We start from the raw sequence: 24056 nt of genomic DNA on the forward strand, positions 1-24056 counted from the left end.
CGACCTCCTAACGGGATGAAAAATCAATGAGCTGGATCGAAAAACTCCTGCCTCCTCGCATCAACAAGACCAGCGACAGCGGCGCCCGCCGCGTGCCGGAAGGCCTGTGGGTGAAATGCCCGTCGTGCGAAACGGTGCTGTACAGCGAAGACCTGGCGGCCAACCTGCACGTCTGCCCCAAGTGCGATCACCACATGCGCATCGGGGCCCGTGCCCGCGTCGATTCGCTGCTCGATCTCGAAGGCCGGGTCGAAATCGGCCAGACCACGCGTTCGGTCGACACGCTGAAGTTCAAAGACACCCGCAAGTACCCCGAGCGCCTGCAGGAAGCCGTCAAGCAAACCGGTGAAACCGATGCGCTGGTGGTCGTCAGCGGCTCCATCCGCGGCGTGCCGGCCACGCTGGCCTGCTTTGAATTCGAATTCATGGGCGGGTCCATGGGCTCGGTGGTGGGCGAGCGTTTCGCGCGCGGCGCCCAGGCTGCGCTGGACAACAAGACGCCCTTCATCTGCGTGGCTGCCTCGGGTGGTGCGCGCATGCAGGAAAGCCTGCTGTCGCTGATGCAGATGGCCAAGACCAACGCCATGTTGACGCGCCTGTCGGCCGCCGGCCTGCCGTTCATCAGCGTGCTGACCGACCCGACCATGGGCGGCGTATCGGCCAGCTTCGCCTTCATGGGCGACGTGGTCATTGCTGAACCCAAGGCGCTGATCGGTTTTGCCGGCCCGCGCGTGATCGAACAGACCGTACGCGAAAAGCTGCCCGAAGGCTTCCAGCGCGCCGAGTTCCTGCTGCAGAAGGGCGCCATCGACATGGTGGTCGACCGTCGTCAGCTGCGTGAAGAAATTGCGCGCCTGCTGGCGCTTCTGACCAACCAGCCGGCCGACGTCGTCACTGCCGCCTGATCGCCTGCGCACGCCGCGCCGGGCCCCTTGTTGTCCGGGGCTGCGCCGCAACCAGACGCCGCTTGCGCCAACAGGTGCCAGCGGCGTTTTGCTGGGTCGCTGCATGATGTGTGACGCGTTGATTTCGCCGGCTTGGCGGAACAGTGTTTTCCATCGGAATTGTTGCCATATTGCGACACATTGCGAGCCTTCTGGCCCGGTTTTTGCTATGTTGTGGAGTACCGGAAATCTCGTGAATTCGACCGAGAGTCTTGTCCCAACAAATACGGAGTTGCTCCCAATGCAGTCGACGAAGAAGAAAATGCTTACGCGCCTTGTCGGTTTGGCCCTGGCCAGTGTCGCTACCTTTGCTAGCGCGCAGTCGTCCGAGGGAACCCAGGGCGGGATAAGCGCCCACTATGGCATTGGCGATCACTACCAGCGCTTCACCCTGAGCTACGAAACCCCGTCGATCTGGACGTACCAGTTCGGCGGCAACTGGGGCCGGCTGGATCTCACGCCCGAACTCGGCGCCTCGTACTGGTGGGCCAACAGCGGTCGTTCGCCCGGCCACGTCTGGCAACTGAATGCCATCCCGATGTTCCGCTGGTGGACGGGCGAGCGCTTCTACCTCGAAGCCGGTATCGGCGCCACGGTGTTCTCCAGCACCCGCTTCGCCAACGAAAACATCAGCACGGCCTTCCAGTTCGGCGACCACGTGGGCATGGGTTTCCTCCTGACCCCGAACAACCGCATCGGCGTGCGTTACTCGCACTTCTCGAACGCCAGCATCAAGCGCCCGAACCCGGGCCTGGATACGGTTCAGCTGACCTACACGTACCAATTCTGATCCTTCCCGGATCAACATGAAAAAACCCTCGGCAACGAGGGTTTTTTTTCGCCTGGCCGAATCGGCGCCTGAAGATTCGGCGCATAAAAAAAAGCCCCCATCGAAAGATGGGGGCTTTTGCTCGCGCGGGGCGGCTTAGTGGCGGGTTTCGACCTGAACCAGCGGTTCGTTCGATACCGCGGCCACCGGCTTGCGCTCGCGGCCCAGGCGGACCGGCGTGTGCGCGGCAGCGATGCGCACCTGCGTCTGAGCGTGACGCTCGGGGTCGGTTTCAACCCACTGCAGGCCAGCGGCGTTCACCACGTCATGCAGGGCCTGGGCCTTGGCAGACGGGGCGGTGGCCGGCACCACGATGGGCTGGGCGCTGACCGGGGCGGCCGATGCGGTGGCCACGGGGGCGGCAACCGGGGCTACGGGAGCAGGTGCTTGCACTGCCGGGGCCGGGGCGGCCTCGGGAGCAGCAGGCGCTGCGGTCACGACGGGGGCAGGGGCCACGACCGGCTCGACAGCGGGGGTTTCCACCGGCGCAGCGACGGGCGCTGCGGGCTCGGAAACCTGGCTGGCGGGTTCGACCGTCACGGGCGACGTCGCCACCGGAGCGGCGGTCTGCACGGGCTGCTGCGCCACGGGCTCGGCCACCGGAGCGGCCGGCGTTGCGGCTTGCTCGGCCTGGGCCGCCACCGCGGTTTCAGCCGGGCGGGCTTGAGCCGGTTGAGCGTCGGCCTGCGGGGCGTCGGCTTGCACGGCCTGCGTCTGCACCGGAGCCGATTGCGTTTCAGCCTGGGCGGCAACCGGCGCGGGGGCGGCGGTCACTTGCTCGGCCTGTTCGCCAGCGTCGTCATCCGAACCGTCGTCCAGTTGCTCGTCGCTGCCTGCCACGCCGGATTCTTCCTGGCTGCGGCGGCCACGACGGCTGCGGCGGCGGCGGCGCTTGCGTTCCGGATCGGCGCCGGCTTCGGCGCCTTCGGCGGAAACCGGCACGCCATCGGCGGACTGCTCGGCGGCCTCGGCCTGCTCGGCCGACACGTCGGCGGGCTGCTTGGTTTCAGGCAGGGCAGTGGCAACCGTCTGGGCCAGCGCGGCGACCATGCTTTCCTGTTCGCTCATCGGCGCATCGGACTGGCCTTCTTCGCGGCGGTTGCGGCCACGGCCACGGCGGCGGTTGCGGCCGGCACCGGTGTCATCGCCATTGGCGTCCACGGCGACGTCCGGGCGGTTCGACGCTTGCGCGGTCTGCACGGCCTGGTCGCGTTCGGCGCGATCGCCACGCTCGTTGCGATTGTTGCGCTCGCCACGTTCCTGGCGCTCGCCGCGTTCGCCTTCGGGGCGGCGGTTGCCACGGATGTGGTGGCGGCCGCCTTCGCTGCCCTCGGCGCCTTCGGTGCGGGCTTCGCCGCGGCGGTTGCGGTTGCGGTCGGAACCATGGCGTTCGCCACGGCGCTCCTGGCCGTCGTGGCCGCTACGGCCCTTGCCGCCGCGCGACGACGAGGCGCGCTTGGCGCTCGTGTCTTCCTGGGCGGCGGGGGCGGTCTTGGCGGGTTCGGCGTTGCCGGTCAGCCAGCCGACCAGGCGCTTGAACAGGCCGCCAAGGCCTGCCGGCTGGGCTTGGGCTGCCACGGGGGCGGGCGCCGGAGCGGGCGTCGACACGGGGGCGGGCTGCGAGGGCGTGATGCCCTTGACCAGCGCTTCGGGACGGGCCTTGACTTCGCTTTCGCGCGGCTGCCAGGGGGCGTCGGTGGCCGGGGCTTCGACCAGCTCGAAGCTGGTCTTCAGCTCTTCCAGGCGCGGATCGTCGTGGCGCAGGCGCTCGATGTGGTGGTGCGGGGTCTCGAGATGCTTGTTGGGGATCAGCATCAGGTTGACCTTCAGGCGGGCTTCCATCTTGGTGATGTCGGCACGCTTTTCGTTCAGCAGGTACGTCGCCACGTCGACCGGCACCTGGGCGTGGACCGCCGCGGTGTTTTCCTTCATGGCTTCTTCCTGCAGCAGGCGCAGGACGTGCAGCGCGCTGGACTCGGCGTCGCGGATCACGCCGGTGCCGTTGCAGCGCGGGCAGGTGATGTGCGAGCCTTCGTTCAGGGCCGGACGCAGGCGCTGACGCGACAGTTCCATCAGGCCGAAGCGCGAGATCTTGCCCATCTGGACGCGGGCGCGGTCGAAATGGAGGGCATCACGCAGGCGCTGTTCGACGGCGCGCTGGTTCTTGCTGTCTTCCATGTCGATGAAGTCGATGACGATCAGGCCGCCCAGGTCGCGCAAGCGCAGCTGGCGGGCCACTTCGTCGGCGGCTTCCGAGTTGGTCCGCAGGGCGGTTTCCTCGATGTCGGCGCCACGGGTCGAGCGGGCCGAGTTGACGTCCACGGAAACCAGGGCTTCGGTGTGGTCGATGACGATGGCGCCGCCCGAGGGCAGCGTGACCGTGCGCGAGTAGGCCGTTTCGATCTGGTGTTCGATCTGGAAGCGCGAGAACAGCGGGATATCGTCGCGGTAGCGCTTCACGCGCTGGACGTTGTCCGGCATCACGACGCTCATGAACGCGGTCGCCTGGTCGGCGATTTCGTCCGTGTCGATCAGGATTTCGCCGATTTCAGGCGAGAAGTAGTCGCGGATGGCCCGGATGACCAGGCTGGATTCCAGGTAGATCAGGATGGGCGCGGAATTGTCGCGCGCGGCGCCGTCGATGGCCGTCCAGAGTTGCAACAGGTAGGACAAGTCCCACTGGAGCTCTTCGACGTTGCGGCCGATACCGGCGGTGCGGGCGATGATGCTCATGCCCTGGGGCAGCTCGAGCTGCTCCATCGTGTCGCGCAGTTCCTGGCGGTCTTCGCCCTCGACGCGGCGCGAAACGCCACCGCCACGGGGGTTGTTGGGCATCAGGACCAGGTAGCGGCCGGCCAGCGAGATGAACGTGGTCAGGGCAGCGCCCTTGTTGCCGCGTTCTTCTTTTTCGACCTGGACGATCAGTTCCTGGCCTTCGCGCAGGGCGTCCTGGATGCGGGCGGTGCGGACGTCGACGCCTTCCTTGAAGAAGCTGCGGGCCACTTCCTTGAAAGGAAGAAAGCCGTGGCGGTCTTCGCCGTAGTTGACGAAGCACGCTTCAAGGCCGGGTTCGATCCGGGTGATGACACCTTTGTAGATGTTGCCTTTGCGTTGTTCGCGGCCGGCAGTCTCGATGTCGAGGTCGATGAGTTTTTGCCCATCGACGATAGCGACGCGTAATTCTTCCTGGTGCGTCGCATTGAACAGCATGCGCTTCATGAGAGGGTTTCTCCGTTGTCATGACGCGCCGATATCGGCGCGTGACCTCGGGCCACTCGGGCTGCGGCTGAAGCGGGCAAGAAGATGCGGACCGTACCTGGGCGGCGCCCAGGCGTATCCGCCGCGGGTCAGGCGGGCACGTCGTGCCGTGGGGCACGGGGTTCTTTCAGCAGGAGGGTCAGCTTCACTGAATGTGGTTTGACGGAAATGTGCTGTGAACGGCAGTTGCGGTCGGATTGGTTGCCTACACGCAGCTGGTGCTTTAAATATGCGACGATTCTTGCAGTGCTTCAAGCCGCTTGCGGCATGCAACGGACCTGCTGGGACAGCGGGCAAAATGAATGCCACACCACTATCCGGCAGGGCGCGGTTGCGCCGGCGACCAAATGACCCAGGGGTTGAATGAGCAGGCAGTACAATGGCGGCCCACGCGCTCGACGGAGTTGCGTACTTGAGTTGCATCTCTACGCCAGCGGCTGATTCAGCCCCTTAAGGCTGTCCCGATTATATGTCGCTTTCCGCAATGCGCAAAGAAACTTCCTCCCCTATGGCACCCCCTTCCGTCCGCATGGTGGAGGTCGGCGCCGAGCATGCCGGCCAGCGCCTGGACAATTACCTGATGCGCCTGTGCAAGGGCGTCCCCAAAACCCATATCTACAAGGCCATCCGAGGCGGCGAGGTGCGGGTAAACAAGGGACGCATCTCGGCCGACTACCGCGTGGTGGAGGGCGACATGGTCCGCATTCCGCCGCTGCGGCTGCCGGACCCGGGCACGCCCAAGCCGGTGCCCGCCGCGGAATTCCCGGTCGTGTTCGAAGACGACGCAATGCTGGTGGTGGACAAGCCCGCCGGCGTGGCCGTCCATGGGGGCAGTGGCGTGTCGTTCGGCGTCATCGAGCAGTTGCGCGCCGCCCGCCCCGAGGCCAAGTTCCTGGAATTGGTGCACCGCCTTGACCGCGAGACGTCCGGCCTGCTCATGGTGGCCAAGAAGCGCAGCGCGCTGCTGGCCCTGCACGCCATGCTGCGCGAAGGGCGCAGCGACAAGCACTACTTTGCGCTGGTCGAGGGCGATTGGGTCAATGACCGCCAGCACATCAAGCTGGGGCTGTCCAAATGGACCACCCAGTCGGGCGAGCGCCGGGTCAAGGTCGACCCTGATGGCCAGACGGCGCACACCATCATCACCCTCAAACAGCGTTTTGGCCGTTACAGCCTGGTCGACGCCGAGCTGCGTACCGGCCGTACCCACCAGATCCGGGTGCACCTGGCCGCCAGCGGCTTCCCCATCGTGGGTGATGACAAATACGGCCATGACGACGTGCGCGCCGAATTCTCGCGCATGGGCTTTGGCCGGATGTTCCTGCACGCCCACCAATTGACCCTGGCCCATCCCCTGACGGGCGAACCGATGACGCTGACGGCCGAGCTGCCGCCCGCGTGCCGGAAAATACTGAAACAACTGGAGTCGGTCTGATATGTCGTATTCGCTGGTCGTTTTTGACTGGGACGGAACCCTGATGGATTCCACGCACAGCATCGTGGCCGCCATCCAGGGCGCCTGCCGCGACCTGGAGCTGCCCGTGCCGTCGGCATCGGATGCCAGCTGGGTCATTGGTCTGTCCCTGGAAAGCGCGCTGCGCCGCGCCGTGCCCGAGCTGACCCAGGCGATGCTGCCGCGCTTTCTCGAGCGCTACCGCACCCACTACCTGTTGCGCGACCCCGAACTGCGCCTGTTCGACGGCATCCCCGAGCTGCTGGCCGAATTGGCCGGGCAGAACGTGCGCCTGGCCGTGGCCACGGGCAAGAGCCGCGTCGGCCTGACCCGCGCCCTGGCTGCAACCGGCCTGGGCCCGATGTTCGATGCCACCCGTACCGCCGATGAAACCTTCAGCAAGCCGCATCCGGGCATGCTGCATGAGCTGATGCAGGAGCTGGACGTCGATCCGGCCCGAGTCGTGATGGTGGGCGACACCTCGCACGACCTGCAGATGGCGATCAACGCCGGGGTGCACGGACTGGGGGTGACCTATGGCGCCCACACCCTGAAGGAACTTGAGGGTTGTTCGCCCCAGGCCGTGCTGGACAGCGTGCCCCGGGTACGCGAATGGCTGCTCAGCCGGACGCTGGCGGCGGCCGCCTGACGCGGTATTGCCGCTGAGCCGCCCTCTGGCGGCATGCCCCAAGGGCAGGCGGATTGCCGGCTGCCCGGGAACGCCCGTGCCGGGTCGGGGTCTATCCGTGATGCCCGCCGGCAGCGCCGGCGGAATATCATGGGGCCGCGCAACGTCCATGGTTTGCGCACGGGACGGCAACGGTCCGTGCCGGCCCCCAGGAGACCCCGATGCTGATACGCAAGCCCGATGACATCCTTCCGTCTGACATCACCCCCGAGACGGTGTGGCGCTCGCGCCGCGAGCTGATCCTGCGCGCAGGCGTGGCCGCGGCGGGGCTGGGCCTGCCTGGGTGGGCAACCCGCAGCGCGTTCGCGCAGGATGCCGGCGCGTTGCCCGGCCAGCCCAATGCCGCATTCAGCGTCATGGACAAGCAGACGTCGCTGGCGGATGTGACGTCGTACAACAACTACTACGAATTCGGCGTCGACAAGGGCGAGCCTGCCGCCAATGCGGGCAAGCTGCAGACCCGGCCCTGGACCGTCAGCGTCGAGGGAGAAGTCGGCAAGCCGCGCACCTTCGGCATCGAAGAACTGCTCAAGCTGGCGCCCATGGAAGAGCGTGTGTATCGCCTGCGCTGTGTCGAGGGCTGGTCCATGGTGATCCCCTGGGTCGGCTATTCGCTGTCGGCGCTGCTCAAGCAGGTCGAACCCACGGGCAACGCCAAGTACGTCGAATTCGTGACGGCCGTGCAGCGCGAGAACATGCCGGGCGTACGCGCCGCGATCCTGGATTGGCCCTATGTGGAAGGGCTGCGCATCGACGAGGCCATGAACCCGCTGGCGATGCTGGTGTTCGGCGTCTATGGCAAGTTGCTGCCCAACCAGAACGGCGCGCCCGTGCGTCTGGCGGTGCCCTGGAAATACGGCTTCAAGTCGGGCAAGTCCCTGGTCAAGATCCGCCTGGTGGAAAAGCAGCCGGTGTCGTCGTGGATCAAGGCTGCGCCGCAGGAATACGGCTTCTATGCCAACGTGAATCCGACCGTGCCGCATCCTCGCTGGAGCCAGGCGACCGAACGTCGCATCGGCGAAGACGGCCTGTTCTCGCCCAAGCGCAAGACCTTGATGTTCAACGGCTATGCCGAGCAGGTGGCCTCGCTCTACCAGGGCATGGACCTGAAGGCCAACTACTGATCCCGCCCATGACCGAAGCGAGCAGCGCGGCTGCCATGCGCAAGCCGCAGTGGTCGGCCCGGGCCGTCGGCCGGTTCAAGCCGTTTCTGTTCCTGTTGGGGCTGACGCCGTTCGCCCGCTGGATCTGGCTGGGATTGAACAACGGCCTGACCGCCAATCCGGTGGAATTCCTGACCCGCTCGTCGGGCACCTGGACGCTGGTCTGCCTGCTTGTCACGCTGGCGATCACGCCCTTGCGCAGGTTGACCGGCCAGCCGGCCCTGGTGCGCCTGCGCCGCATGTGCGGACTGTTCGCGTTTTTCTACGGAGCCATGCACTTCATGGCCTGGGTCTGGTGGGATCGCGGCTTCGATCCGGCCGCCATGCTGCAGGACATCGGCGAGCGGCCGTTCATCACCGTGGGTTTCGCCGCCTTCGTGCTGTTGACGGCGCTGGCGGCCACCTCGACCCAGTGGGCCATGCGGCGGCTGGGCAAGCGCTGGCAGCAACTGCACCGCGCCGTCTATCTCATCGGCTGCCTGGCGGTGCTGCACTACTGGTGGCACAAGGCCGGCAAGAACGACCTGGCCCAGCCCGCGCTGTACGCCGGTGTGCTGGCGCTGCTGCTGGGTTGGCGGCTGGCGGCGTGGTGGCGCCGCCGCCGGGTCTAGGCCAGGCGGCGCTACAGCATCGCCAGCATGATCGCCGCGGTCTCGGCATCCGGCTGGCCGTCGTGCAAGGCAGGGCGGTAGTGCATCTGGAAAGCGGCCAGCACGTTGATCGTGGCGCGGTCCAGCGTGCCGTTCTGCGGGCAGGTGTAGCCCAACCGTTGCAATTGCTGCTGGAACCAGGCGACGTCGGGCGTGCCTTGGGCCTGCAGCCGCGCCAGGTGCGATGCGGCGCCCGCTTCGTCGTACCAGCGCCCAATGCCGGCCGCGGCCAGTTGCTTCCAGGGGAACAGCGGGCCGGGGTCGACCTTGCGTTGCGGTGCGATGTCGCTATGGCCCACCACGTTCTGGGGCAGGATGCCATTTCGCTGGATCACGTCGCGCAGCAGGAGGGTCAGGGCGCGGATCTGCTTGTCGCCGTACGCATGCCATTGCGGCTTGCCATCGTTGCCGTCGGTCCAGCCCGGGTTGACGATTTCGATGCCGACGGACGTGCTGTTCATGGCGTTCAGGCCATACCACGCGCTTTCGCCGGCATGCCAGGCCGCGCGGGTCTCGTCGACCAGCCGGTAGGTGCGCCCGGACGTGTTGATCAGGTAGTGGGCGCTGACCTGGCCTTGCGACAGCAGCCGCATGGACAGGGCGTCGTCGGCCGAGGTGTAGTGCAGCACCACGAAGCGCACCCGGCTGCTCTGGCTGACCGAGGTGACGGAGGTGTCCAGGTCCAGGCCGGCGGGGCCGCGATGGGCGCAGCCTGCCAGGGCCGCGGCGGCCAGGAAAACGGCAATGAAGCGGATCATGTCAGCGCGCCAGATACAGGAACAGGGTGGGCATCTTGTCCAGCTGCGGGGCGGGCTGCTTTTTCCAATCGGCGATCGTGTGGGTGGCAATCCATTCGTCGGCGGTGGTCAGTGCACGGGCGATGCACAGCTTGGTATCGCCCTTCAGGCTGGCCAGAAGCGTCGCGAACATGGCGGCGTTGCGGTAAGGCGTTTCGATCAGCAGCTGGGTCTGGTTGTGCTTGGCGGAATGCTGTTCCCAGGCCTTGAGCTGCTTGGCGCGCTCGGCGGCGTCCACCGGGGCGTAGCCATGGAACGCGAAGCGCTGGCCATCCAGTCCACTGGCCATCAGACCCAGCAGGATGGACGACGGGCCGACCCAGGGCTTGACGGTCACGCCCAGCCGGTGAGCGGCATCGACCACCTTGGCGCCCGGGTCTGCCACGGCGGGGCAGCCGGCTTCGGACACGAGGCCGATATCGGCACCCTGGCGCACGGGTTCCAGCCAGGCCTTGATCTGGGCTGCGTCGGTCTTGTCCGTCAGGGTATGGATGGTGATTTCCTGCAGCGGCCGGGTGGTCCCGATCTGCTTGAGGAAAGCGCGCGCCGTCTTGGCGTTCTCGGCGATGTAGGTATCCAGCTGGCCCGCCAGGGCGCGCGCGTCGGCGGGCAGCCAGCTTTCAGGGGCAGCCTCGCCCAGGCCGACGGGGATCAGGTGCAGCGAACCGCTCATGCGGGCGCTCCGGGTGCGTCCAGCGGGTCCAGGCCGAACTGGGCCAGCATGCGGGTCAGGGCGATCAGGGGCAGGCCGATGATGGCGGTGGGGTCATCGCTCTGGATGCTTTCCATCAGGGCGATGCCCAGGCTTTCCGCCTTGGCGCTGCCTGCGGTATCGTAGGGTTCCTCGGCGCGCAGGTAGGCATCGATGGCGCGATCGGACAGCTGCCGGAAACGGCACCGCGTCACAATGTCGGCTTTTTCCACCCGCTGGCCGTCCGTGACGGCCAGGGCGCTGTGAAATTCCACGATTTGCCCCGAAAGTGCGCGTAATTGGGCCTGGGCGCGCGGAAAATCCCCCGGCTTGCCGATCGGCTGGCCGTCCACCGTGGCCACCTGATCCGACCCGATCACGATGCTGCCCGGATGCGTAGCCGCCACCGCCATGGCCTTGGCGACCGACAGGCGCAGGGCCAGCGCCTCGGGCGTTTCGCCCGGGTGTGGCGTTTCGTCCACATCGGGCGAAATGGCGGTAAACGGCAGCCGCAGGCGGGTAAGCAGCTCTTTGCGATAGCGCGAGCTGGAAGCGAGGATCAGGCTAGGTTGTTGGGGCATGCGGTATTTGACGCTGATACGTAAGTCACAGTATTATCTAACGTTTTGCGGCATTTTTGCAGTGCAATAGCAGAGCTGAAAAGTACTGGATGGTGAAAAACCCTCGGGTGCTGAAAAGTACGCTTTGCCTGCGAGCATGCCCGCGAATGCACAGGACACTGTGCGAAAGGACTGATCATCAAGCCCATCGACGCATTCGCATTCGCCCACCAGGGCAGGGAAGCGCAAGGCACCATACCTCTTGTGCGGTTGACGCGCGCGGTTGACGGACTACCCGAACAACCGCTGGGCGATGCCGGGCTCGTGACGTGGTCCGCGCGCGGCGAGATGGGCAAGACGGGGCTGGTGTTAGGCCAGCCGCTCTTGCGCATCCGTGTGCAGGCGAATCCGGTCGTGGTGTGCCAGCGGTGCAATGCGCCGTTCGCCTACCCGGTCGACAGCGAAGTCCTGCTGCAGCTGGTCAAGTCTGAAGACGATCTCGACGACGGCATTGCCGGGGGCGATCACGCCGCCGGCCTCGACGACGAGGACGACGAAGACGATGAAGTGGAAGGTAAAGGTTTTGTGTCCAACCAGCCTGAAAAGGTGGTGGGTTCGCATCATTTCGATCTGCTGGCCCAGATCGAAGATGAGCTCATTCTGAGCGTTCCGTATGTGCCCAAGCATGATGTATGCCCGGGCGCGCAGGCCAAAGACAACGAAGCTTCCCAAGAGCCCGTTGTCAAGCGTCCGTCGCCGTTTGCGGTGCTGGAACAACTGAAGCACAAAGATTGAGATCAACATCGGGCCGCATCGCGTACAATGCGCCCCGTTTCTAGGAGTCATCATGGCTGTTCAACAAAACAAGAAGTCCCCGTCCAAGCGCGGTATGCACCGCTCGCACGATTTTCTGGTGAATCCGTCGACGGCTATCGAACCCAACACGGGCGAGACCCATCTGCGTCACCACATCAGCCCCAACGGCTTCTACCGTGGCCGCAAGGTCCTGAAGACCAAGGCCGACGAATAAGGCCCCCGGGCCGAACTCGTACTCGGACCATTTCGGCTGAGCGCTGATACCTGGCACCCGTGATACGCATCGCCATAGACTGTATGGGCGGAGACTTCGGTCTGCCCGTCACGATTCCGGCTGCGATCGAGTTCGCCCGGCAATTTCCGGATACCCGGCTATTGCTGGTCGGGCTTCCCGACGCTATCGAAGCGGCGCTCTCCGAGCACCGCGGCGTGGCGCGCGATCGCCTTGAAATCGTGGCGGCTTCCGAAGTCGTCACCATGGACGACCCGGTCGAGGTCGCCCTGCGCCGCAAAAAAGACTCCTCCATGCGCCTGGCTGCCCAGTCCGTCAAGGACGGGCGGGCCGACGCCTGCGTTTCCGCGGGCAATACCGGCGCCTGGATGGCCATTTCACGCTACGTGCTCAAGACGCTGGACGGTATCGACCGCCCCGCGATCGCCACGTCCATTCCGAACCAGACGGGCCGCGCCACCACGGTGCTGGACCTGGGTGCGAATGTGGACTGCTCGGCCGAGCACCTTCTGCAATTCGCCATCATGGGCGCCGCGCTGTCGCAGGCGGTCGACCATCGCGAGAACCCCACCGTGGGCTTGCTCAACATCGGCGAAGAAGTCATCAAGGGCAACGAGGTCGTCAAGGAAGCCGCCGAGCTTCTGCGCGCCAGTCCCCTGAATTTCTACGGCAACGTGGAAGGCAATGACATTTTCAAGGGCACGGTCGACGTCGTCGTCTGCGACGGTTTCGTCGGCAACGTCGTGCTCAAGTCCGTCGAAGGCCTGGCCAAGATGTTGTCCAGCGTCATTCGCGAAGAGTTCAAACGCAATCTGATCACGCTGCTGGTCGGCGCGCTGGCCAAGCCGGTGCTCAACCGCCTGCGCAACCGCGTCGACAACCGCCGCTACAACGGCGCGGCGCTGCTGGGCCTGCGCGGCGTGGTCATCAAGAGCCACGGTTCGGCCGACGCCTACGCTTTCGGCTTTGCGCTGCAACGGGCGCGCGAAGCCGTGGTGAGTAAACTGCTTGAGCGCACCGCTCAGACGGTCGCACAGATCAACCAGCGCGTGCAGTCGGGTTCGGGCGCTTCCGCGCTTGAGCCGGGCGTGGCTGGGGACACCGCTTGATGGATACCGCAATGAAATATTCCGTGATCGCGGGCACCGGCAGCTTCCTGCCGGAACGCGTGGTTTCGAATGACGCCCTGGCAGCGGAGCTGGCGACGCGTGACATCGCCACGTCCGACGAGTGGATCGTCGAGCGTACGGGCATCCGCCAGCGCCATTTGGCCGAACGCGGCGTCACCACCAGCCAGCTGGCCACCGAGGCCTCGCGCCGCGCGCTGGCCGATGCTGGCGTCGATGCCTCTGAAGTCGACCTGATCGTGCTGGCCACGTCCACGCCCGATTTCGTATTCCCCAGCACGGCCTGCCTGGTGCAGGCCAACCTGGGCGCCAAGGGGTCCGCGGCCTTCGACGTACAGGCCGTGTGCAGCGGTTTCGTCTACGCCCTGACCACCGCCGACAGCTTCATCCGCGCCGGCCGTGCGCGTTGCGCGCTGGTGATCGGCGCCGAAGTGTTCTCGCGCATCCTTGACTGGAACGACCGCAGCACCTGCGTGCTGTTCGGCGATGGCGCGGGCGCTGTCGTGCTCAAGGCCTCCGACAAGCCCGGCATCCTGGCCGCGCAGTTGCATGCCGACGGCAGCCAGATGAAGATCCTCAGCGCCGCCGGCAACGTCGCCTATGGCGATGTCACGGGCGACCCGTTCCTGCGCATGGATGGCCAGGCCGTGTTCAAGCAGGCCGTCACGGTGCTGGACCGTTCGGCCCGCGACACCTGCGCCGAAGCCGGTATCGAGGTGGCCGACGTCGATTGGCTGATCCCGCACCAGGCCAACGTCCGCATCCTGAATTTCCTGGCACGCAAGCTTGCGGTGCCGGTCGAAAAGGTTGTCATCACCGTCGACAGCCACGCCAATACCTCCGCGGCCAGCGTGCCGTTGGCCCTGGACGCCGCGCGCCGCGATGGCCGCGTCAAGCCGGGCCAGCTCATCCTGATGCAAGGCGTAGGCGGCGGATTCACCTGGGGTTCCGTACTGGCCCGCATGTAAGGGCGAGTCCGGTCCGGGCGCGGTCAGCCGCGCCCGCCTGGATGACGCGCCCGACATTCCCACAGACTCTGAATCAATCCATACGGTCGAACATGAAAATCGCTTTTGTCTTTCCTGGCCAGGGTTCCCAGTCGGTCGGCATGCTGGACGCCTGGTCCGATGTCGCCGCGGCGACCGACGTCGTGGCGCGCGCCTCGCAGGCGCTTGGCCAGGACCTGGGCGCGTTGATCGCGCAGGGCCCCGCTGAGCAGCTCAACCTGACCACCAATACCCAGCCGGCCATGCTGACGGCCAGCGTCGCGTTCTTCGCGGCCTGGCGCGCAGCGGGCGGCCGCATGCCCGACGTCGTGGCCGGCCACAGCCTGGGCGAATACGCCGCGCTGACGGCCGCCGGTTCGCTGGCCCTTGAAGATGCCGTGCGCCTGGTGCGCGTGCGCGCCGATGCGATGCAGGCCGCCGTGCCGGTCGGCACCGGCGCCATGGCTGCCATCCTGGGCCTGGACGACGATGCCGTGCGCGCCGCTTGTGCCTCCGCCGCGCAGGGCGAAGTGGTCGAAGCCGTCAATTTCAACGCCCCGGCGCAAGTCGTGATCGCGGGCCACAAGGCCGCCGTCGAACGCGCCTGCGAACTGGCCAAGGCAGCGGGCGCCAAGCGTGCGCTGCTCTTGCCGGTGTCCGCGCCGTTCCACTCCAGCCTGCTCAAGCCCGCCGCCGATGTGCTGGCCGGCGCATTGGCCGGCGTGGCGGTGTCTGCGCCCCAGGTGCCTGTCATCAATAACGTCGATGTCGCGTCGCCGGTCGAGCCCGGGGCAATCCGGGATGCGCTGGTACGCCAGGCATGGCATCCTGTGCGCTGGGTGGAAACGCTGCGCGCCATGAAGGCCCAGGGCGTGACCCACATCATCGAATGCGGTCCCGGCAAGGTGCTGGCCGGCCTGACCAAGCGCATCGATCCCGAGCTTACCGGTCTGGCCATCACGGATCCGGCTTCGCTGGAAGCCGCGTTGGCCGCGGTTAACGGAAATTAAGAGCATGGAAAACACCTCGATCGAACTGCAGGGCAAGATCGCCCTGGTCACGGGCGCGACGCGCGGCATTGGCCGCGCCATTGCCCAGGAGCTGGCTGCGCGCGGCGCAACCGTCGTCGGCACGGCCACGTCCGAGTCCGGCGCGGCCGCCATCACCGAAGCCCTGGCGCCGTTCGGCGGCCGTGGCGTGGTGCTGGACGTGACCAACGCCGAAGCGTGCGACGCCCTGATCGACGCCTTGGGCAAAGAGGGCGGTGGCCCCCACATCCTCGTCAATAATGCAGGCATCACCCGCGATACGCTGGCAATGCGCATGAAAGACGACGACTGGTCGGCCGTCATCGATACCAATCTGGCCTCGGTGTTCCGCCTGTCGCGCGCCGTGCTGCGCAACATGATGAAGGCCCGTTGGGGACGCATCATCAACGTCACGTCGGTGGTGGGCTCCAGCGGCAACCCCGGCCAGGCCAACTACGCGGCCGCCAAGGCCGGCGTCGCCGGCATGTCGCGCGCCCTGGCGCGCGAACTGGGCAGCCGCAACATCACCGTCAATTGCGTGGCCCCCGGCTTCATCGATACCGACATGACGCGCGCCCTGGGCGAAAGCCAGACCGCCGCGCTGCTGCAGCAGATTCCGCTGGGCCGTCTGGGGTCGCCCACGGACATCGCCCATGCGGTGGCCTTTTTGTCCGGGCCGCAGGCGGGTTACATTACCGGCACCACCCTGCACGTCAACGGCGGGATGTACATGCAATAAGTCACGAAGCGCGCGGGCGGCCCAGGCCGCCGCGCCATCGTCGGGCAACTGGCGGGGCAACGCGCGGTTCAACCGGAAACGCCGCACACCGGTATTGCTGCGCCCTCGGGGCGACAGTTCGAAGTGCGCGGTGTTATTTTTGTCACGGCCTGGCGTTTGCAGTACTCTGCGCTTGGCTATAATTCGCGGGATTTTTCCCATTTGGAGATCTGCATGGAAAGCATCGAACAGCGCGTCAAGAAGATCGTCGCTGAACAACTTGGCGTGAACGAAGCCGAGATCAAGAACGAATCCTCCTTCCTTGACGACCTCGGTGCCGATTCGCTCGACATGGTCGAACTGGTCATGGCGCTCGAAGACGAATTCGAGACCGAGATCCCCGACGAAGAGGCCGAAAAGATCACGACCGTGCAACAAGCGATTGATTACATCAATTCGAACGGTAAGCAGTAAGCTCAGCCTATATCCTTCTGGTTGCCCGAAATCCGATTTCGGGGCCAACCGGGAATCGGGGCGGTTTCAGGAATTTGCCGTGTGGTCCACGCGCGGGACGGGGGTTAAAGCCCGACCCGCTTTTGCGTGTTCCGCACGTGCAGCGCATCCCGAAAACCGCCTTTCTTTTGTCTGTTTGAGGAGTCATCCGTGAAGCGACGAGTCGTCATCACTGGCCTTGGTATCGTTTCGCCCGTTGGCAACGACCTGACCACCGCTTGGGACAATATCGTCAACGGACGTTCTGGCATCAGCCGCATCACCCGTTTCGATCCCTCGGCCATCACCACGCACATCGCTGGCGAAGTCAAAGACTTCGACATCAGCACCTATATCTCGGCCAAAGAAGCCCGCCAGATGGATACCTTCATCCATTACGGCCTGGCTGCCGGGATGCAGGCGTGGCGCGACAGCGGCCTGGAAGTCACCGAAGCCAATGCCGAGCGCATCGGCGTGATCGTCGGTTCGGGCATCGGCGGCCTGCCGCGCATCGAAGAAACCCAGGTCGAGTACATGGCCAAGGGTCCGCGGCGCATTTCGCCGTTCTTCGTGCCGGGTTCGCTGATCAACCTGATCTCCGGTCACCTGTCCATTGCCTATGGCATGAAGGGCCCCAGCTACGCCGTCGTGTCGGCCTGCACCACGGGCCTGCATTGCATCGGCGATGCGGCCCGACTGATCGAGTACGGCGATGCCGACGTCATGGTGGCAGGCGGCGCCGAGTCGACCGTGTCGCCGCTGGGTATCGGCGGTTTTGCCGCCATGCGCGCGCTGTCGACCCGCAACGATGACCCTCAAACGGCTTCGCGTCCCTGGGACCGCGACCGCGACGGCTTCGTGCTGGGCGAAGGCGCCGGCGTGCTGGTGCTGGAAGAATACGAACACGCCAAGAAGCGCGGCGCGCGCATCTATGGTGAGTTCGCCGGCTACGGCATGAGCTCCGACGCCCACCACATCACGGCCCCCGACAAGGACGGCCCGCGTCGCGGCGTCATCAACGCGCTGCGCAACGGCGGCCTGAACGTGGACGACATCCAGTACGTCAACGCGCACGGCACGTCCACGCCCCTGGGCGACAAGAACGAGACCGACGCGCTGAAGCTTGCTTTCGGCGATCACGCCAAGAAGCTGGTGGTGAACTCGACCAAGTCCATGACTGGCCACCTGCTGGGCGCGGCCGGCGGCATCGAGGCTGTGTTCACGACCCTGGCGGTCTACAACCAGGTCTCGCCCCCGACGATCAACATCTTCAATCAAGATCCGGAATGCGATCTGGATTACTGCGCCAACGAGGCGCGGCAGATGAAGATCGACGTGGGTCTGTCCAACTCGTTCGGCTTCGGCGGCACCAACGGCTCGATGGCCGTTCGCCGGGTCTGATTTGGAAGACCCGGGCCAGGGGCGCTGGACGTTTCGCGTGCCTGTCTTGCGGCCGCGCGGCGTTGCGGCGCTTTTGGCCTTGGGGCTGGCCGCTGCCGCGGCCAGCCTCCTGACTGCCGGCGCCTGGCTTGGCCCCGCCTGGCTGGCTGTCGCCGCCCTGGTGACACTGGGGCTGGCGGCGGGGCTGTTACACTCGGACGGTAGTGGCCTGTCCCCGGTATCGGCGTTGCGTACGGCGGCCGGATCCGGCCGTTGGCAGGTGCGCCTGCCGGGCGGCTGGCAGGACGCGGCGCTGGTGCACCAGCATCGCGGGCCGGCATGGCTTACGCTCACCCTGCAGCCCTTGCCCTCCGGGAGTATGGCCTTTAACAACAACAATGTAACTTTCACCGTCTGGCAGCAGACGTTGCGACCCCAGGCCTGGCGGCGTTTGTGCCTCCTGGCGGGTGCGGCGCGGCGCTTGTCCCCGGCGGTCCGCCTGCGGGAGGCCTCATGAGCGAGCGCGAAGTCGACGCCGAGCTTGTCGCCCGCGTCCAGCGGGGCGACAAGAAGGCCTTCGATCTGCTGGTGCTGAAGTACCAGCGCAAGATTCTTCGCCTGCTGGCCCGGATGATCCGGGACCCGTCCGAAATCGAGGACGTGGCCCAGGAAGCGTTCATCAAGGCCTATCGGGCCCTGCCTCAGTTTCGGGGCGAGAGCGCGTTCTACACCTGGTTGTATCGCATTGCCATCAATACGGCCCGCAATTGGCTCGCCTCGCAGGGCCGGCGGCCGAGCGCGCCCAATGCGATAGAAACGGAAGACGGTGAAACTTTTAACGAAACCGACAACCTAACCGATATAAGCACGCCGGAATCCATGGTGGCCAGCCGCGAGATCGCCGAGACGGTGAACGCGGCCATCGAGGAATTGCCCGAGGAATTGCGCACCGCGATCGTCCTGCGTGAAATCGAAGGTATGAGTTACGAAGACATCGCCCAGAGCATGGACTGCCCCATTGGTACGGTGCGTTCCCGCATTTTTCGTGCGCGTGAAGCCATCGCGACCAAGTTGCGCCCATTGCTTGGCACCGATGCCGAGCGTCGCTGGTAAGGAGTGGCAGTCATGCAGACAACAGCAGCCAAGTCCGTCGTTTCTTCCGAGGCCGCCTGGGAGGAATCACTTTCCGCCTGGATGGACGGAGAGGAAACCGACGATATTCTCCCCGGCCTGCTGACCCGTGAAGGGCGGCAGACCTGGGACACCTATCATCTTATTGGTGATGCCCTGCGCAACACCGACCTGGCGCTGACGCCCAGCGCGGGCTTTCACGCCCGCCTGTCGCGCGCGCTGGACGCCGAGCTGCCGATCGTGGCGGCGCCCCGGCGCCGTTCGCCGCTGCGCATGGGCCTGTCCGGCCTGGCCGTGGCGGCTGCGGTCGCGACCGTCGCCTGGGTGGCCCAGCCGTACCTGGCGGGCGGCTCCCCCGGCACCGAGACGCGCGTGCTGGCCGACGCCAGCCTGAGCGGCACCGACACTTCGGGCCTGAGCGACTACCTGGAGGCCCATCGCCAAATGGCCGGCCCCAGCGCGGTCCGCCAGGTGTCGTTCGATGTCGGAGCGGGACGCTGATGGCCTTGGTGCTTCCGAATCGCTGGCCGGTGCTGGGCCGGGCCGCCTCGTGGCAGGCCCACCGCGCCGGCTGGTTTGCCGCTACGCTCCTGACCGCATTCCTGGCCGCGCACGAACCGGCGCGCGCCGCCGATACCGCGCCCGCCCAGCAGGGCGATGACGTGGTCCAACTGCTGTCGCGCATCCAGCAGGCGGCGCGCAAGCAGGACTACGCGGGCGTGTTCATGTATCAGCAGGGCGAGATGATCCAGTCGTCGCGCCTGGTGCACGTGCTGGACGGTACTGGCGAACGCGAACGGCTCGAGATCCTGGACGGCCAGCCGCGCGAGTACCTGCGTCACAACGAAGATGTGCAGTGCCTGATCCCCGAGCGCAAGACGGTCCTGATCGAGCGTCGCCGCGGCGACCGCTTTCCCGGCCTGCTGCTGGGCGATCCGGCCAACCTGACCGAGCACTACAAGATCCGCACCGAATCGGCCCTGCACCGGGTCGCCGGGCGCGAATGCCGTCTGATCACTATCGAACCGCTGGACAAGTTGCGCTATGGCTATCGCCTGTGCGCCGACGTCGAGACCAACCTGCTGCTGAAGGCCCAGACGCTCAACGCCGCCCGCGGCGTGGTCGAGCAGGTGTCGTTCACGTCGCTGCGTCTGGGCGCCGAGGTCGATCCGCAGTCGCTGACGTCGCGCTGGAACACGCGCGACTGGAAGGTGCTGGAACCCGCCATGAAACCGGTCGACCTGGGCGCGCTGGGATGGCGCATTCCGGCACCCAAGGGGTTCAGCGTGGTGATGCAGGTGTCGCGCTCGATGGGGCGCGGGGCCACGGTCAACCAGATGGTGCTGTCCGATGGCTTGGCGGCGATCTCGGTGTTCATCGAACCCTATGACAGCCAGCGCGGGCATCATCCGCCCCCTGGCGCGGCCCAACGTGGTTCGATTACCGTATACGGCACCCGTATCGCCGATTACTGGCTCACCGCCGTGGGCGAGGTGCCCGTGGCGACGCTGGAACAGCTGGCGGAAGCGACTGAATACGTACCCGTGGCGAACGCTCCGGCGGCTGGCTCCAAGTGAGCAGCCTCTGCGGCAAGAAGTAAATTCGGAGCAATCTATGAAAGCATTGATGGTGTCGAACCCCAGCCTGCGGCGCTTTCTGGCGGCCGCGACGGCGGGGCTCATGATGTCGGCCGCTTTTGCGCCCGTCTCGCAGGCGCAGACCCCCGCGGCCGATACGCCCACCCCGACGGTGGTACTGCCTGACTTCACCAGCATCATCGAAAAGGCCGACCCGGCGGTCGTGAACATCCGCACCACCGCCACCGTGCCGATCCGCGGCGTGGGCCCCGGCGGCAACGATCCGGCCGAACTGTTCCGCTGGTTCTTCGGCCCCGACTTCCAGCCGCCGGGCCAGCAGGCCCCCGGTCAGCGTCAGCGTCCGCAGCAGCCTCAGCCGGAAGAACGCACTGTGCCGCGCGGCGTGGGTTCGGGCTTCTTCATTTCCGATGACGGCTACATCATGACCAACAATCACGTGGTCAGCGATGCAACCGACATCTACGTCACCCTGACCGACGGCCGCGAGTTCAAGGCCAAGGTCATCGGCACCGACGAGCGCACCGACGTCGCGCTGATCAAGATCGAAGCCAAGGACATGACCCCGCTGGTCATCGGCGACCCCAAGAAGCTCAAGAAGGGCCAATGGGTGCTGGCCATCGGTTCGCCGTTCGGTCTGGATTCCACGGTCACGTCGGGCATCGTCAGCGCCATCGGCCGCGACACCGGCGAATACCTGCCGTTCATCCAGACGGACGTGGCGGTGAACCCCGGCAACTCGGGCGGTCCGCTGATCAACCTGGCGGGCGAGGTCGTGGGCATCAATTCCCAGATCATTTCGCGCAGCGGCGGCTTCATGGGCATTTCGCTGGCCATTCCCATCGACGAAGCGATGCGCGTGGTGGATCAGTTGCGCGCGACCGGCAAGGTCACGCGCGGCCGCGTGGGCGTGCAGATCGGCGAAGTCGGCAAGGACGTGGCCGAGGCCATCGGCCTGCCCAAGGCCGAAGGCGCCCTGGTCAGCAGCGTCGAGGTCGACGGTCCGGCCGAACAGGCGGGCGTGCAGCCGGGCGACGTGATCCTGTCGTTCAACAAGGAACCGATCAAGCGTTGGTCCGATCTGCCCCGCATCGTCGGCGAAACCAAGCCCGGCACGCGCGCCGACATGGAAGTGTGGCGCAAGGGCAAGAAGATGACGCTGTCGGTCAAGGTGGGCGAGATTCCCGCCGAGAAGGCCGCTGCGGGCAAGAAGCCCGCGACGCCTGCGCCTGAAATCACCAACGCGCTGGGCCTGGGCGTGGTGGACGTGCCCGCCGACGTGCAGAAAAAGCTGCGCATCAAGGGCGGCGTGCAGGTCAAGGTCGCCGAAGGCGCTGCCGCCAAGGCGGGCCTGCAGGAAGGCGACATTGTGTTGGCTCTGAACGACACCGACGTCACCGGCGCCAAGCAGTTCGCCGAGCTGGTGGGCAAGCTGGACAAGGGCCGCGCGGCGGGCTTGCTGGTGCGTCGCGGCGAGCAGACACAGTGGGTGGCGGTACCCGCAAGCAAATAAGGCCCAAGACCGGCTAAAATGGCTGGTTGCCGCAAGAGGGGGCGCCTGGCGCCCCCTCGTTTTTGCCCGGAAACGCCGCGGATCGCGGCCCGGCAGGGCGGCCGGGCCTGGTGCCCGAGGCGTTTGCCTATAACCCCCGTCAGCCGTGCCTACCCTGGTGGCGGCGTCTTCCGGCAGTTTGCCGAGTGTTCCGTCCCTTTTAAATTCAAGCATGCAGCATATTCGCAACTTCTCCATCATTGCCCACATCGATCACGGCAAATCGACCCTGGCCGATCGCCTGATCCAGCGCTGCGGCGGATTGGCGGATCGCGAAATGTCGGCGCAGGTGCTCGACTCCATGGAGATCGAGCGTGAGCGCGGCATTACCATCAAGGCCCAGACCGCGGCCCTGCACTACAAGGCGCAGGACGGCAAGATCTACAACCTGAACCTGATCGACACCCCGGGGCACGTCGACTTCTCGTATGAAGTCAGCCGCTCGCTGTCGGCCTGCGAAGGTGCGCTGCTGGTGGTGGATGCCTCGCAGGGCGTCGAGGCCCAGACCGTGGCCAACTGCTACACCGCCATCGAGCTGGGCGTGGAAGTGCTGCCGGTCCTGAACAAGATGGACCTGCCGCAGGCCGACCCCGAAGGCGCCCGCCAGGAAGTCGAGGACGTGATCGGCATCGACGCCTCGCAAGCCGTGCTGGCCAGCGCCAAGACCGGCATGGGTATCGACGAAATCCTGGAAACCATCGTGGCGCGCGTGCCGCAGCCCAAGGGTGACCCCGAAGCGCCGTTGCAGGCCCTGATCATCGACTCGTGGTTCGACAACTACGTGGGTGTGGTGATGCTGGTTCGCATCGTCAACGGCGTGCTCAAGCCCAAGGACAAGATCCTGCTGATGGCCTCGGGTGCCACCCACCTGTGCGAGCAGACCGGCGTGTTCACGCCGAAGTCGCAGCAACGCCCGCATCTGTCGGCGGGCGAGGTGGGCTTCATCATCGCCGGCATCAAGCAGCTCGAAGACGCCAAGGTCGGCGATACCGTCACGCTGGCCAACAAGCCGGCTGCCGCGGCCTTGCCCGGTTTCAAGGAAGTGAAGCCGCAGGTGTTCGCCGGCCTGTACCCGGTTGAAAGCTCCGAATACGACCAACTGCGCGATTCGCTCGACAAGCTCAAGCTGAACGATGCCGCGCTGATGTTCGAACCCGAAGTGTCGCAGGCGCTGGGCTTCGGCTTTCGCTGCGGCTTCCTGGGCCTTCTGCACATGGAAATCGTGCAGGAACGCCTGGAGCGTGAATTCGACATGGACATCATCACCACCGCGCCGTCGGTGGTGTACGAAGTCGAGCAGCGCGATGGCACCGTGATCACGGTCGAAAGCCCGTCGCGCATGCCGGAAGTGGGCAAGATCCAGGACATTCGCGAACCGATCGTGAAGGTCACGCTGTTCATGCCGCAGGACTACGTCGGCCCGGTCATGACGTTGTGCAACAACAAGCGCGGCTCACAGATCAACATGAGCTACCACGGGCGTCAAGTGCACCTGGTGTACGAGATCCCGCTGGCCGAAATCGTGCTGGACTTCTTTGACAAGCTCAAGTCGGTGTCGCGCGGCTATGCCTCGATGGACTACGAGTTCCTGGAATATCGCTCGGCCGACGTGGTGCGCGTGGACCTGCTGATCAACAACGACCGCGTCGACGCGCTGGCCGTGATCGTTCACCGCAGCAACGCCCGCCATCGCGCCCGCGATGTCGTGACGCGCATGCGCGGCTTGATTCCGCGCCAGATGTTCGACGTCGTGATCCAGGCCGCCATCGGCGCCGAAATCATTGCCCGCGAAAACGTCAAGGCGCTGCGCAAGAACGTGCTGGCCAAGTGCTACGGCGGCGACATCTCGCGCAAGAAGAAACTGCTGGAAAAGCAGAAGGCCGGCAAGAAGCGCATGAAGCAGGTCGGCACGGTGGAAATTCCCCAGGAAGCATTCCTGGCCATCTTGCAAGTGGACGACAAATAA

General features: G+C 65.8%; 23 protein-coding genes. 19 read left to right on the forward strand and 4 right to left on the reverse strand.

The window, feature by feature from the left end; genetic code table 11:
- Window positions 1-26: 26 nt before the first annotated feature.
- The gene (gene accD / locus HV798_RS01355) at window positions 27-905 is read left to right on the forward strand and encodes an acetyl-CoA carboxylase, carboxyltransferase subunit beta (RefSeq protein ID WP_175191017.1); all 879 of its coding nucleotides are present in this window, start codon (window positions 27-29) and stop codon (window positions 903-905) included.
- 280 nt (window positions 906-1185) lie between these two features.
- Window positions 1186-1734 carry an acyloxyacyl hydrolase gene (locus HV798_RS01360; protein ID WP_175191018.1) on the forward strand — a complete coding sequence of 183 codons (549 nt, stop codon included), beginning with the start codon at window positions 1186-1188 and terminating at the stop codon, window positions 1732-1734.
- A 135-nt stretch (window positions 1735-1869) separates the two neighbouring features.
- On the opposite strand, the gene HV798_RS01365 is transcribed toward HV798_RS01360, so the two are convergent.
- On the reverse strand, window positions 1870-4992 hold the full coding sequence (locus HV798_RS01365) for an Rne/Rng family ribonuclease (RefSeq protein ID WP_175191019.1): 3123 nt from the start codon (window positions 4990-4992) through the stop codon (window positions 1870-1872).
- A 508-nt stretch (window positions 4993-5500) separates the two neighbouring features.
- Between HV798_RS01365 and HV798_RS01370 the strand changes: the two genes are divergently transcribed.
- The 4 genes from HV798_RS01370 (at window position 5501) to msrQ (ending at window position 8946) form a co-directional block, all read left to right on the forward strand.
- Window positions 5501-6466 (forward strand): RluA family pseudouridine synthase, encoded by a 966-nt coding sequence (locus HV798_RS01370; RefSeq protein ID WP_175191020.1) that lies wholly within the window; start codon window positions 5501-5503, stop codon window positions 6464-6466.
- A 1-nt stretch (window position 6467) separates the two neighbouring features.
- A complete protein-coding gene (locus HV798_RS01375) occupies window positions 6468-7133 on the forward strand; it encodes an HAD family hydrolase (RefSeq protein ID WP_025137120.1) in 666 nt (221 codons plus the stop codon).
- Window positions 7134-7333: 200 nt separating this feature from the next.
- Window positions 7334-8296: a protein-methionine-sulfoxide reductase catalytic subunit MsrP gene (gene msrP / locus HV798_RS01380; protein WP_175191021.1), complete on the forward strand. Its 963-nt coding sequence runs from the start codon at window positions 7334-7336 to the stop codon at window positions 8294-8296.
- 8 nt (window positions 8297-8304) lie between these two features.
- Window positions 8305-8946: a protein-methionine-sulfoxide reductase heme-binding subunit MsrQ gene (msrQ, locus tag HV798_RS01385; protein ID WP_175191022.1), complete on the forward strand. Its 642-nt coding sequence runs from the start codon at window positions 8305-8307 to the stop codon at window positions 8944-8946.
- Between the two features lie 11 nt (window positions 8947-8957).
- Here the strand turns inward: msrQ and HV798_RS01390 are convergent, their stop codons facing one another.
- Genes HV798_RS01390 through HV798_RS01400 form a run of 3 tightly spaced genes read right to left on the reverse strand, consistent with a single transcriptional unit; the run spans window position 8958 to window position 11054 of the window.
- Window positions 8958-9743, reverse strand: a complete 786-nt coding sequence (locus tag HV798_RS01390; protein ID WP_175191023.1) for an N-acetylmuramoyl-L-alanine amidase — start codon at window positions 9741-9743, stop codon at window positions 8958-8960.
- 1 nt (window position 9744) lies between these two features.
- Window positions 9745-10455 carry an SAM-dependent methyltransferase gene (locus HV798_RS01395; RefSeq protein ID WP_175191024.1) on the reverse strand — a complete coding sequence of 237 codons (711 nt, stop codon included), beginning with the start codon at window positions 10453-10455 and terminating at the stop codon, window positions 9745-9747.
- Window positions 10452-11054, reverse strand: a complete 603-nt coding sequence (locus tag HV798_RS01400) for a Maf-like protein (protein ID WP_175191025.1) — start codon at window positions 11052-11054, stop codon at window positions 10452-10454. Before HV798_RS01400 ends, HV798_RS01395 begins: the two co-directional genes overlap by 4 nt.
- Window positions 11055-11225: 171 nt before the next feature.
- On the opposite strand from HV798_RS01400, the gene HV798_RS01405 reads away from it, so the two are divergent.
- The 13 genes from HV798_RS01405 (at window position 11226) to lepA (ending at window position 24056) form a co-directional block, all read left to right on the forward strand.
- On the forward strand, window positions 11226-11828 hold the full coding sequence (locus HV798_RS01405) for a YceD family protein (RefSeq protein WP_175191120.1): 603 nt from the start codon (window positions 11226-11228) through the stop codon (window positions 11826-11828).
- A gap of 52 nt (window positions 11829-11880) precedes the next feature.
- On the forward strand, window positions 11881-12063 hold the full coding sequence (gene rpmF, locus HV798_RS01410) for a 50S ribosomal protein L32 (RefSeq protein ID WP_025137127.1): 183 nt from the start codon (window positions 11881-11883) through the stop codon (window positions 12061-12063).
- A 59-nt stretch (window positions 12064-12122) separates the two neighbouring features.
- Window positions 12123-13190 carry a phosphate acyltransferase PlsX gene (gene plsX / locus HV798_RS01415; protein WP_025137128.1) on the forward strand — a complete coding sequence of 356 codons (1068 nt, stop codon included), beginning with the start codon at window positions 12123-12125 and terminating at the stop codon, window positions 13188-13190.
- Window positions 13190-14176 carry a beta-ketoacyl-ACP synthase III gene (locus tag HV798_RS01420; RefSeq protein WP_175191026.1) on the forward strand — a complete coding sequence of 329 codons (987 nt, stop codon included), beginning with the start codon at window positions 13190-13192 and terminating at the stop codon, window positions 14174-14176. Before plsX ends, HV798_RS01420 begins: the two co-directional genes overlap by 1 nt.
- Before the next feature lie 92 nt (window positions 14177-14268).
- Window positions 14269-15204 (forward strand): ACP S-malonyltransferase, encoded by a 936-nt coding sequence (gene fabD / locus HV798_RS01425; protein ID WP_175191027.1) that lies wholly within the window; start codon window positions 14269-14271, stop codon window positions 15202-15204.
- 4 nt (window positions 15205-15208) lie between these two features.
- A complete protein-coding gene (fabG, locus tag HV798_RS01430) occupies window positions 15209-15961 on the forward strand; it encodes a 3-oxoacyl-ACP reductase FabG (protein WP_175191028.1) in 753 nt (250 codons plus the stop codon).
- 213 nt (window positions 15962-16174) lie between these two features.
- On the forward strand, window positions 16175-16414 hold the full coding sequence (gene acpP / locus HV798_RS01435) for an acyl carrier protein (protein WP_005012191.1): 240 nt from the start codon (window positions 16175-16177) through the stop codon (window positions 16412-16414).
- A 189-nt stretch (window positions 16415-16603) separates the two neighbouring features.
- Complete coding sequence (fabF, locus tag HV798_RS01440; protein ID WP_175191029.1) at window positions 16604-17833, forward strand: beta-ketoacyl-ACP synthase II; 1230 nt, start codon at window positions 16604-16606, stop codon at window positions 17831-17833.
- Between the two features lie 492 nt (window positions 17834-18325).
- Complete coding sequence (gene rpoE, locus HV798_RS01445) at window positions 18326-18925, forward strand: RNA polymerase sigma factor RpoE (RefSeq protein WP_006223829.1); 600 nt, start codon at window positions 18326-18328, stop codon at window positions 18923-18925.
- A 12-nt stretch (window positions 18926-18937) separates the two neighbouring features.
- Window positions 18938-19444: a sigma-E factor negative regulatory protein gene (locus HV798_RS01450; protein WP_025137134.1), complete on the forward strand. Its 507-nt coding sequence runs from the start codon at window positions 18938-18940 to the stop codon at window positions 19442-19444.
- Window positions 19444-20520: a MucB/RseB C-terminal domain-containing protein gene (locus HV798_RS01455; protein ID WP_025137135.1), complete on the forward strand. Its 1077-nt coding sequence runs from the start codon at window positions 19444-19446 to the stop codon at window positions 20518-20520. Before HV798_RS01450 ends, HV798_RS01455 begins: the two co-directional genes overlap by 1 nt.
- Window positions 20521-20557: 37 nt before the next feature.
- Window positions 20558-22051: a DegQ family serine endoprotease gene (locus HV798_RS01460; RefSeq protein ID WP_175191030.1), complete on the forward strand. Its 1494-nt coding sequence runs from the start codon at window positions 20558-20560 to the stop codon at window positions 22049-22051.
- 211 nt (window positions 22052-22262) lie between these two features.
- A complete protein-coding gene (gene lepA / locus HV798_RS01465; RefSeq protein WP_175191031.1) occupies window positions 22263-24056 on the forward strand; it encodes a translation elongation factor 4 in 1794 nt (597 codons plus the stop codon).

It is taken from the genome of Achromobacter deleyi, assembly GCF_902859705.1.
Classification (GTDB): domain Bacteria; phylum Pseudomonadota; class Gammaproteobacteria; order Burkholderiales; family Burkholderiaceae_B; genus Achromobacter; species Achromobacter deleyi.

Bases quoted from the DNA above. Each gene is read 5' to 3' on its own strand.
- accD (WP_175191017.1), top strand. From the start codon at position 27: ATGAGCTGGATCGAAAAACTCCTGCCTCCTCGCATCAACAAGACCAGC.
- HV798_RS01360 (WP_175191018.1), top strand. From the start codon at position 1,186: ATGCAGTCGACGAAGAAGAAAATGCTTACGCGCCTTGTCGGTTTGGCC.
- HV798_RS01365 (WP_175191019.1), bottom strand. From the start codon at position 4,992: ATGAAGCGCATGCTGTTCAATGCGACGCACCAGGAAGAATTACGCGTC.
- HV798_RS01370 (WP_175191020.1), top strand. From the start codon at position 5,501: ATGTCGCTTTCCGCAATGCGCAAAGAAACTTCCTCCCCTATGGCACCC.
- HV798_RS01375 (WP_025137120.1), top strand. From the start codon at position 6,468: ATGTCGTATTCGCTGGTCGTTTTTGACTGGGACGGAACCCTGATGGAT.
- msrP (WP_175191021.1), top strand. From the start codon at position 7,334: ATGCTGATACGCAAGCCCGATGACATCCTTCCGTCTGACATCACCCCC.
- msrQ (WP_175191022.1), top strand. From the start codon at position 8,305: ATGACCGAAGCGAGCAGCGCGGCTGCCATGCGCAAGCCGCAGTGGTCG.
- HV798_RS01390 (WP_175191023.1), bottom strand. From the start codon at position 9,743: ATGATCCGCTTCATTGCCGTTTTCCTGGCCGCCGCGGCCCTGGCAGGC.
- HV798_RS01395 (WP_175191024.1), bottom strand. From the start codon at position 10,455: ATGAGCGGTTCGCTGCACCTGATCCCCGTCGGCCTGGGCGAGGCTGCC.
- HV798_RS01400 (WP_175191025.1), bottom strand. From the start codon at position 11,054: ATGCCCCAACAACCTAGCCTGATCCTCGCTTCCAGCTCGCGCTATCGC.
- rpmF (WP_025137127.1), top strand. From the start codon at position 11,881: ATGGCTGTTCAACAAAACAAGAAGTCCCCGTCCAAGCGCGGTATGCAC.
- HV798_RS01420 (WP_175191026.1), top strand. From the start codon at position 13,190: ATGGATACCGCAATGAAATATTCCGTGATCGCGGGCACCGGCAGCTTC.
- fabD (WP_175191027.1), top strand. From the start codon at position 14,269: ATGAAAATCGCTTTTGTCTTTCCTGGCCAGGGTTCCCAGTCGGTCGGC.
- fabG (WP_175191028.1), top strand. From the start codon at position 15,209: ATGGAAAACACCTCGATCGAACTGCAGGGCAAGATCGCCCTGGTCACG.
- acpP (WP_005012191.1), top strand. From the start codon at position 16,175: ATGGAAAGCATCGAACAGCGCGTCAAGAAGATCGTCGCTGAACAACTT.
- rpoE (WP_006223829.1), top strand. From the start codon at position 18,326: ATGAGCGAGCGCGAAGTCGACGCCGAGCTTGTCGCCCGCGTCCAGCGG.
- HV798_RS01450 (WP_025137134.1), top strand. From the start codon at position 18,938: ATGCAGACAACAGCAGCCAAGTCCGTCGTTTCTTCCGAGGCCGCCTGG.
- HV798_RS01455 (WP_025137135.1), top strand. From the start codon at position 19,444: ATGGCCTTGGTGCTTCCGAATCGCTGGCCGGTGCTGGGCCGGGCCGCC.
- HV798_RS01460 (WP_175191030.1), top strand. From the start codon at position 20,558: ATGAAAGCATTGATGGTGTCGAACCCCAGCCTGCGGCGCTTTCTGGCG.
- lepA (WP_175191031.1), top strand. From the start codon at position 22,263: ATGCAGCATATTCGCAACTTCTCCATCATTGCCCACATCGATCACGGC.